At 30.6% G+C, this 11,760-nt stretch carries 14 protein-coding genes; 12 read left to right on the top strand and 2 right to left on the bottom strand.

All coding sequences use genetic code 11. The features are described 5' to 3' along the window. The 4 genes from VJ881_00945 to VJ881_00930 form a co-directional block, all read left to right on the top strand. Window positions 1-1,143: M20 family metallopeptidase (locus VJ881_00945; GenBank protein ID HKL74607.1), on the top strand; the 1,143-nt coding region annotated here is incomplete at its 5' end. A 2-nt stretch (window positions 1,144-1,145) separates the two neighbouring features. After that, complete coding sequence (locus tag VJ881_00940; protein ID HKL74606.1) at window positions 1,146-2,444, top strand: amidohydrolase; 1,299 nt, start codon at window positions 1,146-1,148, stop codon at window positions 2,442-2,444. A 17-nt stretch (window positions 2,445-2,461) separates the two neighbouring features. Next, on the top strand, window positions 2,462-2,965 hold the full coding sequence (locus tag VJ881_00935; protein HKL74605.1) for a YeeE/YedE thiosulfate transporter family protein: 504 nt from the start codon (window positions 2,462-2,464) through the stop codon (window positions 2,963-2,965). A gap of 43 nt (window positions 2,966-3,008) precedes the next feature. After that, window positions 3,009-3,554: a YeeE/YedE thiosulfate transporter family protein gene (locus VJ881_00930; GenBank protein HKL74604.1), complete on the top strand. Its 546-nt coding sequence runs from the start codon at window positions 3,009-3,011 to the stop codon at window positions 3,552-3,554. 6 nt (window positions 3,555-3,560) lie between these two features. Here the strand turns inward: VJ881_00930 and VJ881_00925 are convergent, their stop codons facing one another. Both VJ881_00925 and VJ881_00920 read right to left on the bottom strand, forming a co-directional pair. Further along, window positions 3,561-4,079 (bottom strand): permease, encoded by a 519-nt coding sequence (locus VJ881_00925; GenBank protein ID HKL74603.1) that lies wholly within the window; start codon window positions 4,077-4,079, stop codon window positions 3,561-3,563. Further along, a complete protein-coding gene (locus VJ881_00920; protein HKL74602.1) occupies window positions 4,079-4,558 on the bottom strand; it encodes a hypothetical protein in 480 nt (159 codons plus the stop codon). The genes VJ881_00925 and VJ881_00920 overlap by 1 nt, the downstream gene beginning before the upstream one ends. A 150-nt stretch (window positions 4,559-4,708) precedes the next feature. Here VJ881_00920 and VJ881_00915 point away from each other — a divergent pair, with 150 nt between their 5' ends. The 8 genes from VJ881_00915 to VJ881_00880 all read left to right on the top strand — a co-directional run. Next, window positions 4,709-5,209 carry a nitroreductase family protein gene (locus VJ881_00915; protein ID HKL74601.1) on the top strand — a complete coding sequence of 167 codons (501 nt, stop codon included), beginning with the start codon at window positions 4,709-4,711 and terminating at the stop codon, window positions 5,207-5,209. A gap of 14 nt (window positions 5,210-5,223) precedes the next feature. Beyond that, the gene (locus tag VJ881_00910; GenBank protein ID HKL74600.1) at window positions 5,224-5,508 is read left to right on the top strand and encodes a putative quinol monooxygenase; all 285 of its coding nucleotides are present in this window, start codon (window positions 5,224-5,226) and stop codon (window positions 5,506-5,508) included. A 158-nt stretch (window positions 5,509-5,666) separates the two neighbouring features. Then, window positions 5,667-6,866, top strand: coding sequence for a DHHA1 domain-containing protein (locus tag VJ881_00905; GenBank protein ID HKL74599.1), 1,200 nt, complete (start codon window positions 5,667-5,669; stop codon window positions 6,864-6,866). 37 nt (window positions 6,867-6,903) lie between these two features. Next, a complete protein-coding gene (gene thrB, locus VJ881_00900) occupies window positions 6,904-7,815 on the top strand; it encodes a homoserine kinase (protein ID HKL74598.1) in 912 nt (303 codons plus the stop codon). 29 nt (window positions 7,816-7,844) lie between these two features. Further along, the gene (gene thrC / locus VJ881_00895; protein ID HKL74597.1) at window positions 7,845-9,347 is read left to right on the top strand and encodes a threonine synthase; all 1,503 of its coding nucleotides are present in this window, start codon (window positions 7,845-7,847) and stop codon (window positions 9,345-9,347) included. A gap of 3 nt (window positions 9,348-9,350) precedes the next feature. After that, entirely contained in the window at window positions 9,351-10,595 is a 1,245-nt protein-coding gene (locus VJ881_00890) for a glycosyltransferase family 4 protein (GenBank protein ID HKL74596.1), read from the top strand. Continuing rightward, window positions 10,558-11,346, top strand: a complete 789-nt coding sequence (gene deoD / locus VJ881_00885; protein HKL74595.1) for a purine-nucleoside phosphorylase — start codon at window positions 10,558-10,560, stop codon at window positions 11,344-11,346. The genes VJ881_00890 and deoD overlap by 38 nt, the downstream gene beginning before the upstream one ends. A 19-nt stretch (window positions 11,347-11,365) precedes the next feature. Further along, window positions 11,366-11,760, top strand: a 395-nt coding sequence (locus VJ881_00880; GenBank protein HKL74594.1) for a macro domain-containing protein, incomplete at its 3' end; no start/stop codon positions are given.

Raw genomic sequence — 11,760 nt, 5'->3', positions numbered from 1 at the left:
TGGATTATAAAACATCGTAGAGATATACATCGTCATCCAGAACCCAGTAGACAGGAAGAAAGAACTTCAAAAAAAGTTGTTAAAATTCTTGAAAAATTAGGAGTTGAAGTTGAAACTAATTATTATAATACCGGTGTAGTTGGAATAATTAGAGGAAGTAAAGATGGTAAAACTTTAGGTATGAGGTTTGATATGGATGCTTTAGAGATGGAAGAAGAAACTGATTTACCTTTTTCTTCTGAAAATAATGGAGTAATGCATGCCTGTGGACATGATGGGCATACTGCAATGGGTCTGGGAGTTGCCAGAGTTTTAATGGAGATGAAAGATGAAATTAAGGGTAATATTAAATTGATTTTTCAGCCTGCTGAGGAAGATGCTCAACATGGCGGTGGAGCCCAATATATGATTGAAGATGGTGTTTTAGAAGATCCGAAAGTGGATGCCATGGTAGCAATGCATCTCTGGCCGGATTTGAAAGTAGGTCAACTTGGCACCAAAGTAGGTCCTATTATGGCGGCTTCTGATCCAGTAAATATAGAAGTTATTGGGAGAGGGGCCCATGCTTCTTTACCAAATAGAGCAATAGACCCTATTGTAATTGGATCTCAAATTATTAATAATATCCAGACTATTGTAAGTAGAAATATTGATCCATTTGAACAGGCAGTAGTTACATTTGGGATTTTTCATGGTGGAACTAGATATAATACTATACCTGAAAAAATTAATTTAGAAGGAACAGTTCGTACTTTTAATGAAGAGATAAGACAAAAAGTTTATCATCGTATATTTGAAATTGCTGAAAAGACAGCTGAAGGAATGGGAGGAGAAGCCAAAGTTGATTATATCAAAAGTTATCCTTCCACTGTTAATAATGAAGATATGGTTAATATGGCAAAAAATTCAATAAAAGATATTCTTGGGACTGAAAACTATATCAATATAGAAAGACCTGCATCTGGAGGAGAAGATTTTGCATATTTTACAAAAGAAGTTCCTTCAGTTTATCTCTGGCTTGGTTATGGTAAAGAGAATGAAGAAGTTTATCCACCTCATAGTCCCCATTATGTTTTTGATGAAAAAGCTTTAGGTTATGGGGTTAAAGCTTTTTGTAAAATAGCTCTTAACTGGGGGGAATAAGTATGAAAGTAAAAATTGATGAAATTGCAAGTGAAATAGAGCAAAAAGTGATTAATTATAGAAGAGATTTTCATAAATATCCTGAAACTGGCTGGATAGAGTTTAGAACAGCTTCAAAAGTTGCAGGTATTTTAGCTAAATTAGGCTATGAATTAAAAATGGGGAAAGAAGTAATTTCAAAAGAAGATAGAATGGGTTTACCTTCTGAAAAAATATTTAAAAAAGAATTTGAAAGAGCAAAAGATCAGGGAGCAGATCTAAAATATATTGATAATTTTGAAGGTGGTTTTACAGGGCTGGTAGGAATTTTAAAAAATGGCCCTGGTCCTACTATTGCCTTTCGTTTTGATATAGATGGTGTTGATGTATCTGAAACAAATAATAGAGATCATCAACCTGTTGAAGAAGGTTTTAAATCAAAAAATGAGGGAGCAATGCATGCCTGTGGACATGATGGTCATACTGCAATTGGTTTGGGGTTAGCAGAAGTATTAATGAAGATCAAGGATGAGTTTTCAGGAACAATTAAACTTATTTTTCAACCAGCTGAAGAAGGTGTTAGAGGGGCAAGGTCAATGGCTAAAGCTGGAGTAGTAGAAGATGTTGATTATCTTATCGGACTTCATTTAGGGCTAGGAGTTGATAACTCTGAAGTCTATGCTGGGACAAAAGGATTTCTGGCCACCTCAAAATTCGATGCATATTTTGATGGGGAACCAGCTCATGCAGGTGCTCAACCTGAGCTGGGTAATAATGCTTTGTTAGCAGCAGCTAATGCAGTAAGTAATTTATATGCAATATCACGTCACAGCCAGGGAGTTACAAGAATTAATGTAGGAAAATTAAATGCCGGTAGTGGTAGAAATGTTATACCTGCCAAGGCACACTTAGTAATAGAAACTAGAGGAGAAACAAGTGAATTAAATAATTATATGTATAATCAGGCTCAAAAAGTTTTGAAAAACAGTACCCAAATGTATGATGTGGATTTTGAATTGAAGTCAATGGGAGGAGCAGAAAGTGGAAAAAGTGATCCTGAATTACAAAACCGAATAAAAAGTACAGCAGATAAATTAACAGATTTTAATAAAGTGTATGAGGAAACAGCTACTTTAGGTGGAAGTGAAGATTTTACTTATTTTATGAAAGATGTTCAAAAAAATGGTGGTCTGGCTACATTTATTATTTTGGGAACAAAATTAAAAGGTGCTCATCACAAAGCAAATTTTGATTTTGATGAAAGAAGTTTAGTAAAAGGTGTTAAATTATTGAGTAATCTTGTATTGGATTTAAGTAAATAAAAAAAGGGGGGTTAAAAATGGGATTTAGTCTTGCTCGCTGGTCTCCATATTTAGTTGGAATTTTTATTGGAATGTTAAGCTGGTTATCTTTTCTTATTTCGGATAAACCCTTAGGAGCATCAACAGCTTTTGCTAGAACTAGTGGAATGATAGAAAAATATATAAAAGGAGATAAAGTTTTAGAGAATGAGTATTATAAAGAATACAAGCCATTAATAGACTGGGGATGGATGTTAGTTTTAGGAATAGTTATTGGTTCTTTTATTTCATCAATTTTGTCAGGACAATTTCAAATTCAATTTTTACCAGAATTTTGGATAGCTGAATTTGGTCAAACACCTTTATTAAGGTTAATTGTAGCTATAATTGGAGGCTTCTTTATGGGCTTTGGTTCAAGATGGGCCGGTGGTTGCACAAGTGGTCATGGTATTAGTGGAACTCTTCAATTAGCTATAAGTAGTTGGATAGCTGTTATTTTCTTTTTTATTGGAGGAATATTAACTGCTTTATTGTTATATTAAAAATATTACCTTAAAAATATCAATATAAGGGTGTGTGATTAAAATGAAAGAAAGAGGAGCAGCAAAATTAAGTCTCGGTTTATTTACAGGAATTATTTTTGGATTTTTATTACAAAAAGGCGGGGTTACAGATTATAATGTTTTAATAGGCCAGCTTTTACTTGAAGATTTCACGGTAATTAAAATTATTATAACAGCTATTATTACCGGTATGATTGGTATATATTTCTTAAATGATAAAGGGTATGTAAATTTACATCCTAAATCCGGTTCTTTAGGTTCAGTTATAATTGGTGGTCTTTTATTTGGAATAGGTTTTGGGCTTTTAGGTTATTGCCCAGGTACTGTGGCTGGAGCAGTTGGTCAGGGGGCAATGGATGCTTTGTTTGGAGGAGTAGTCGGGATGCTCATCGGAGCCGGAGTTTATGCACATGTTTATCCATTTGTAAAAAGAAATTTTTTAAATTATGGTAAATTTGAAAAGCTTACTATACCTGAAGTAATAAAAATAGAAAAGTGGAAAATAGTTGCTTTTTCTGCTGTGTTTTTAACTCTGGTATTAGTTTTAATTGAATTATTTGGTTATTAAACTTTATTATTCATGGATCATCTCCAGATCTTTTTTTGATAATAGTTTTTCTAATAAAATACTACTTAAAATTATTAATGGAATAGAGACTCCCCATCTAATTGCAGTGAATTTTATCCCAACATAACTTGCTTCAAATAAGGTCATTGGGATTCGACAAATAGCAGCAGCTCCTACATAAGTAAAAATTACCCTGGGAGTTGCTCCTTTTTTATATAATGCAGCGGCTACTGGAAAAGCAACATATAGACCACCTATGGTCGTACTGGCCAGAATTATTGCCCAGATGTATGATAAAAAGCTTGAATTTTCTCCAAGATGTTTTTCTATAGTTTCTTTTTTTACCCAGACATCAAATAAGCCAATTAAGATAAAAACAGCAGGAACAAATTGGACCATTGTTATAAAAAAATCATAAAAATTATTGAAAATACCTTTACCTGTTTCAATCCCAAAAATATAACTTATTGAAATTGCAATAGAAAATATAATAAATAACCAGTAATCTTTAAGATGTTTTTTCATTAAAAGATCAACTCCCCATAAGAAAGACCGATGATAAATGAAACTATTAAAGCAATAATTAAGCCAAATATATTACGAATTACAGTTATTTTTAATCCAAAAAAGTCTTTTTCCACCGGATAGGTTACTATTCCGACCATCATTAGAGTAGTTGTAAAAGCGGCAATTACAATATAATTTACTCCTTTAGAAAGAAGGATACCAGCCAGAGGAAAAGCTACAAAGCCGGGCATAAAAGCTATTGAACCAAAAAGTGAAGCCAAGCCAATTCCAACCAAACCACTACCTTCACCTAAATATCTTATGATAAGATCATCAGATATAAAGTATAGAGATATTGCAACCAGTATAATTAGGTTTAAAAAAACAGGTGAATTTTTTCTAATTTTTTTTAATCCAATTTTTAATCCTTTTATAGTTTTTTCTTTATCAATAATAAATAATATAGCGGTTAAAATTAAAGTAAATAGATATATCATATTTTTGTGCTCCTTTTATAAACAATTTAATATTATTATAAATATATATGAATAGTTTGTCAAATGTTCATATATAATTTGATATTAAATAAATATCTGCTATAATATTTTACAACAGTTAGTTAGTTTTGAGAAAGGAGGTAGTTAATTATGGAAACAATTTTTACACGTAGAAGTATTAGAAAATATACTGATCAGGAAGTATCAGATGAATTAATTAATGATTTATTAAAAGCTGCTATGGCAGCTCCATCTGCAGGTAATGCTCAAACCTGGGAGTTTGTAGTAATTGATAAACAGGAAATATTAGATGAAATTCCTAAAATACATCCTTATTCAAAGATGGTACCTGATGCTTCAAAAGCAATTCTAGTTTGTGGAAATACAAAATTAGAATTATATAATGGTTTTTGGCCTCAGGATTGTTCTGCTGCTACGCAAAATATTTTACTTGAAGCTGAAGATAAAGGTTTAGGAGCAGTATGGCTTGGAATTTATCCTGAAAGAGATAGAGCTGAAAATTTTAAAGAATTATTTAAACTACCAAAACATATTGAACCTTTTTCTTTAATACCTGTGGGTTACCCTGCCCAGGAGAAAGGAAAAGCAGATAGATTTACAGAGGACAAAATTCATTATAATAAATGGTAATTTGAGGTGGAATAATGATAAAAGTAGTAGCAAAATCAGTTGTTAAAAAAGAAAAAATTGAAAAATATAAAAAGATGGTTGATGAATTAATCGAAAAAACAAGAAAAGAAGACAAAAATATCAAATATGAACTTTATCAGGATGTCGATAATCCCCAGGTTATAACTTTTATTGAAGAATGGGAAGATCATAAAAGCTTAGAAGAACATATGAATAGCAAACATTTTGAAAAAATAGTACCTCAATTAAATAAATTAAGAGAGACAAGTGAAGTTAATGTCTACAAAAAAGTGAAATAATTTTTTAGTTACTAAAGGCTCTATCTAACTGTTTATATTTTGCAGTTATGATAGAGCTTTTTTATTTTTAAGAAGGTAAATAGAGTTTTATGTAGAAAAATAAATTTAAGGTAAGATACATAAATTAATTAATAGATAAATAAAATGGAGGTCAAAAAATGACTGAAAAATTATATTATAAAGATTCTTTTTTAAGAAATTTTAAAGCAGATATTGTTTCATATAAAGAGGAAAAAGGAGAATATCACTTAGTTTTAAATAAAACTGCTTTTTATCCAGAAGGTGGGGGACAACCGGCTGATAAAGGTAGTGTTGCTTCCAGTAAAGTAAAATATGTTTATGAAGAAAAAGGGGAAGTATATCATATTGTAGATAAATTACCGGAAGAAAAAAATAATTTGGATTGTAAAATAGACTGGCAGAGACGTTTTGATTTGATGCAACAACATACAGGACAGCATGTATTATCAGCGTTAATTGATGATATGTATAATGCAAAGACTGTAGGATTTCATTTAGGAGAAAATCATGTTACTGTAGATTCAGATATTGAATTAACTGATGAAGAACTTAAAGAAGCTGAAGATAAGATAAATGAAGTAATATACAAAAATGAAAATATTAGTTCTGAATTTCCTGGAGAAGAAAAATTGAATGATTTATCATTAAGAAAAGCGGCAGTTGTGGATGAAAATATAAGAATTGTAAAAATAAATGGTGTAGATGTTATTCCCTGTGGTGGAACCCACCTTAAAAATACAGGGCAGATTGGTATAATATCAATTATTGATCAGGAAAAATATAAAGATGGAACAAGAATAACATTTTTGTGTGGAAAAAGAGCTTTAAATGATTATAATTTTAAAAATGATATTATTACAAAGGCTCGTGATATACTGGGGGTACAAAACGAAAATATAAATTCTGAAATTGAGAGATTAAAAAGTGAATTAGATGATAAAGAAAAGAATGTAGAAGAGCTTAAAAATGAACTCTTAGATTACAGAGTTGAAAAATTAATAAAAAACAGTGAAAAATACAATAATTATAAGCTGGTAAATGAAGTTTATGAAGAAGGAGACTATTCTGATATAAGACTGATGGCCAATAAACTTGTTGAATATGATGATACAATTGTAATTTTTGGCCAAAAAAATAATAACACTTCTCGTTTAATATTAGGAAAAGCTGCTAATATAGAAAAACTAGATATGAATGAGATGATTGGTGAAGTAATGGAATTACTTGAGGGAAATGGTGGAGGACATGAATTTTTTGCTCAGGGTGGAGGTTCTAACCCGGAAAAATTAGCTAAGGCAGTTGAATTGGCTGATAAAAAAATCCGAGAAGAATTATAATATATAAGAATAAAGAATTAAAGGAAGTGAGTTTAATATGCTAAAACTTAGAGTTCCAGCTACTTCTGCTAATTTAGGACCTGGTTTTGATTGTCTTGGTCTGGCCTTAAAATCATATAACAATTTTATTTTCAAAGAAAATAGAAGGGGATTAGAAATTGAAATAAGAAAAGAAGGACTAAAGGGAAAAGAAATTGAAATAGCCAATACTGATAATTTAATTTATAAATCAGTAAAAAGATTCCAAAAGGTTAGTAAAATTGAAATTAAAAATTTGAAAATTATTGAGGAAAGTAAAATACCTATAGCCAGGGGACTGGGTAGTTCTGCAACAGCCATTGTTGGAACTCTTTATGGATTAAATAAACTTAATAATTCCCCTTTAAGTGAGGAAAGATTATTTGAAATGGCGGTATCTATTGAAGGTCATGCCGATAATGTAATTCCAGCTTTTAAAGGTGGTTATGTAATTACTGTGTTAAAAGGAAATAAACTTAACTATAAAAAAGTATCTGTAAAAAATAGTGGGTTAAAAGTGATTTTAGTAATACCTGATTTTCAGCTAAAAACTAAAGATTTGAGAGCAGTTTTACCTGAAAAGGTTGATTATCAAGATGCTTTATTTAATCAAAGTCGAACAGCTTTATTAACCTCAGTTTTTGTAGATAAAGATTGGCAAAAATTATCAACAGCTATGGAAGATCGTTTACATCAAAATTATCGCGAAAAACTAATTCCAGGTTTAAAATCAGTTATAAAAACAGGTTATGAAGCAGGTGCTTTGGGTGTTGCCTTAAGTGGAGCAGGACCAACAGTATTGGCTTTTAGTAAAGATAATGCCCAATTTATAGCCCAAAAGATGAAAGAAAAATTTTTGGATAATGGAATTAAATGTATGAGTTTAGCTGCTGAAATAGATAATGAAGGTGTACAGAGTATAGATAAATAAAATTAATATTATAATAGGGAGAGATAAGGATGAAATATATAAGTACCAGAGGAAATTCTAAATTACTAAATGCTTCTGAAGTAATCAAATTGGGAATGGTACCTGAAGGAGGTTTGTTTGTTCCTGACTCTATCCCTGAATTAAGTGAAAATGAAATGTTTAGCAAAATAAATGATGATTATCAGAAGATTGCCAGTTGGATTTTAAGTTATTTTTTGAATGATTTCACTAAAGATGAGATTAAAAAGGCGGTTAAAAAAGCATATAATAAAAATAATTTTCCTGATGAGTTGATAACTCCCATTGTTAGTTTTGATAAAGAGACTCATCTTATGGAATTATGGCATGGACCTACAGCTGCTTTTAAAGATATTGCTTTACAATTGATGCCCTATCTTTTAAAACTATCAGTGAAAAAAAATCAGGATAATAAAGAAATAGTTATACTTGTAGCTACTTCTGGGGATACAGGTAAAGCTGCTCTGGAAGGATTTAAGGATGTAGAGGGAATTAAAATCATTGTTTTTTATCCTGAAAAAGGTGTAAGTCAGGTCCAAAAAGATCAGATGTTAACAACAGCAGGAAATAATACTGAGGTAATAGGAGTAAAAGGTAATTTTGATGATTGCCAAAATGCAGTAAAAGAAGTTTTTAGAGATAAAAAATTAAAAAATTTATTATTAAAGAATGGATATAAATTATCCTCTGCTAATTCTATAAATTGGGGGAGACTTGTTCCTCAAATAGTTTATTATTTTACAGGTTATTTTCATTTACTTCATGCCAATAAAATTAATGAAGGGGAAAAAATAAATATAACTGTTCCTACTGGTAATTTTGGGAATATACTTGCTGGTTATTATGCCTATAAAATGGGATTGCCTGTTAATAAATTTATCTGTGCCACTAATGAAAATAAAGTTTTGGCTGATTTTTTGAAGACGGGAAAATATAACATAAATCGTGAATTCAAAAAAACAATAAGTCCCTCAATGGATATTTTGATTTCCTCTAATTTAGAACGTTTTCTATTTGAAGTAACCGGCCATAATAGTAAAAAAATAAATAAATGGTACAAGAATTTAAAAGAAAAAGAAGTATTTAGAATTGACTCAAATACTTTAGCTGAAATCCAAAATTTATTTGTTGGCAAATCTGCTTCTGAAAAAGAAGTTAGGAATTCAATTAAAGATGTATATAACAGCTATGGTTATTTAATTGATCCTCATACTGGAGTAGGGTATAGTTGTCTTAAAGCTTATAAAAAAGAAAGTTTTGATTATACTCCTACTATCATTGATTCTACTGCCAATCCATATAAATTTAGCAAATCTGTTTTAGAGGCAATAGAGGGAAGAGAAGTAGAAGAGGATTATTCTCAGGTTATTAAAAAGTTAAATAAATTAACTGGTATAGAAATCCATCGAGGACTTGAAGATATATATAATAAAAAGCTTAAACATAAAAGAAAATGTGAAGTTAAAGAAGTGCCTCTACAAATTAAAGAAGTATTAGAGATAGGAGGGATATAATAATTGAAAAGAATATTACATATTTTATCACAGAGACCTGAAAAAACCGGAAGTGGTATTTATCTTCAATCAGTATTAAAAGAAGCTAATAAAAAGGGATATAAACAGGCAGTGATTTCAGGAATACCTGCTGAAATTGAAAAAGTTGATTTAGGTAATATTAATAAAGAAAATTTTTATCCTGTAAAATTTAATAATGATGAATTATCTTTTCCAGTTGTAGGAATGAGTGATGTAATGCCTTATCCCAGTACCAGATATAAAGATTTAACAGATAATATGTTAGAAAAATATAAAAATAATTTTAGCAAAGTTATTAAAAAAGCTGTTAAAGAGTTTAGGCCAGATATAATTATAACTCATCATTTATGGATTTTAACTTCTCTTGTTAGAAAATTAAATCCAAATATTAGAATAATAGCAATTTCTCATGGAACTGGCTTAAGACAATTAAAAAAGGTTAGTAAGTTTAAAAATCAAGTATTAGAAGGCTGTCAGGGCTTAGATATGGTATTTGCTTTAAATAAATATCAAAAAAAACAAATAAATCGGCTTTATAATATAGATGAAAATAAAATTATTGTTATAGGAGCAGGTTATGATAAAGAAATATTTTATGAGTCTGAGAAAATCAAAAAAAATAATGAAGAAATTACAATAGTATATGCAGGAAAATTAAGTTATGCAAAAGGAGTAAAATTTCTAGTAAAAGCTTTTGAAAGATTAAATTCAAAAATAGGTGAAAATATAAGGTTAAAATTATTAGGAGAAGGTAATGGTAGGGAATTTGAAGAAATTAAAAGATTAGTTAATATGAGTGAATCTAAGATAGAGATGCCTGGTTCAGTACCCCAGCAAAAATTAGGGGAAATTTTTCGAAAAAGTGATATTTTTTGTTTGCCATCATTTTATGAAGGGTTGGCCCTGGTTGTGATCGAAGCCTTAGCCTCAGGTTTAAGAGTTGTGACTACAGATTTACCCGGTCTTAAAAATTGGCTGGGAAATAAAATAAATCAAAGTGAAGTTATTGAATATATAGAGTTACCAACTTTAGAAAATGCTGATATTCCCCAAAAAGAGGACTTAACAGGTTTTGAAAAGAGATTAATGATGGGTCTTGAAAAACAAATTGATAAAAGTCAAAAAAATAGATTTTTTGAAAATGAAAAATTGAAAAGTGCTGTTCGTAAACTCTCCTGGGAGGGAGTATTTGCAAGAATGGAAAAATATTTTCAAAAAGGAATTTAAGATATTTTATAGAAATATAAAAAAGGAAAAAAACTTAGAGGAGGTTGTTAATATGACAGTTCATATTGGTGCAGAAAAGGGAGAAATAGCTGATACAATTCTATTGCCTGGAGATCCAATGAGAGCAAAATTTATAGCTGAAAATTATCTAGAAGATATAGAATGTTATAATGAAGTAAGAGGAATGTTAGGATATACAGGTAAATATAATGGCAATAAAATTTCTGTTCAGGGTACTGGAATGGGTATGCCATCTATTTCAATTTATGCCAATGAGTTAATTAAAGATTACGGAGTACAAAATTTAGTGCGAGTTGGTTCATGTGGTTCAATTAATGAAAATGCAAAATTAAGAGATGTAATCCTGGCAGGTGGTGCCTCCACTACTTCTGGTATGAATGAAAAACGATTTAATGGTGGGGATTATGCCCCGACTCCTGATTTTAATCTTTTGTTAAAAGCCTATAAAATTGCTCAGGAAAATGGTACTAAAGTTAAAGTAGGAGATGTATTAAGTGAGGATAAATTTTATCATGATAATCCTGATCACTGGAAAAAGTGGGCAAAATATGGAGTTATGGCTTTAGAAATGGAAACTGCTGAATTATATACTCTAGCAGCTAAATATGATGTAAATGCATTATCAATTCTAACAGTTAGTGATTCAATAATTAGCGGGGAAGAGTTATCGGCAGGTGCCCGGGAAAAAACTTTTACTGATATGATGGAAATTGCTTTGAAATTGGCTTAAAAATAAAGGAGGTTAATTAATGAAGCTTAAAATTGACAATGTCACTCTTGAATTAGTTCAGGGAGATATAGTGCGTCAAAATGATTTGGAGGCAATTGTCAATGCGGCTAATGCTCAGCTTAAGATTGGTGGCGGAGTTGCAGGTGCAGTTCATAGAGCAGCTGGCCCTGGGCTTGAAAAAGAATGTGAACCTCTTGCACCTATACAGGTAGGAGAAGCTGTTATTACTGGGGGACATAATCTTCCTAATGAATATGTAATTCACACTTTAGGTCCTGTTTATGGAGTGGATAAACCTGAAGCTGAATTGCTTAATAAAAGTTATAAAAATAGTTTAGAAATTGCCGAAGAAAATGAAATTGAATCAATTGGTTTTCCTGCCATTTCTACTGGAGCTTTTGGATATCCAATTAA

This window comes from Halanaerobiales bacterium, assembly GCA_035270125.1.
GTDB lineage: Bacteria > Bacillota > Halanaerobiia > Halanaerobiales > DATFIM01 > DATFIM01.
This window is presented reverse-complemented; position numbering and strand designations above follow the sequence as displayed.

Excerpts from the sequence above, each read along its gene's own strand:
- thrC (HKL74597.1), top strand. The coding sequence starts at position 7,845 with ATGAAATATATAAGTACCAGAGGAAATTCTAAATTACTAAATGCTTCT.
- VJ881_00915 (HKL74601.1), top strand. The coding sequence starts at position 4,709 with ATGGAAACAATTTTTACACGTAGAAGTATTAGAAAATATACTGATCAG.
- VJ881_00940 (HKL74606.1), top strand. The coding sequence starts at position 1,146 with ATGAAAGTAAAAATTGATGAAATTGCAAGTGAAATAGAGCAAAAAGTG.
- VJ881_00935 (HKL74605.1), top strand. The coding sequence starts at position 2,462 with ATGGGATTTAGTCTTGCTCGCTGGTCTCCATATTTAGTTGGAATTTTT.
- VJ881_00910 (HKL74600.1), top strand. The coding sequence starts at position 5,224 with ATGATAAAAGTAGTAGCAAAATCAGTTGTTAAAAAAGAAAAAATTGAA.
- VJ881_00920 (HKL74602.1), bottom strand. The coding sequence starts at position 4,558 with ATGATATATCTATTTACTTTAATTTTAACCGCTATATTATTTATTATT.
- VJ881_00925 (HKL74603.1), bottom strand. The coding sequence starts at position 4,079 with ATGAAAAAACATCTTAAAGATTACTGGTTATTTATTATATTTTCTATT.
- VJ881_00905 (HKL74599.1), top strand. The coding sequence starts at position 5,667 with ATGACTGAAAAATTATATTATAAAGATTCTTTTTTAAGAAATTTTAAA.
- VJ881_00930 (HKL74604.1), top strand. The coding sequence starts at position 3,009 with ATGAAAGAAAGAGGAGCAGCAAAATTAAGTCTCGGTTTATTTACAGGA.
- thrB (HKL74598.1), top strand. The coding sequence starts at position 6,904 with ATGCTAAAACTTAGAGTTCCAGCTACTTCTGCTAATTTAGGACCTGGT.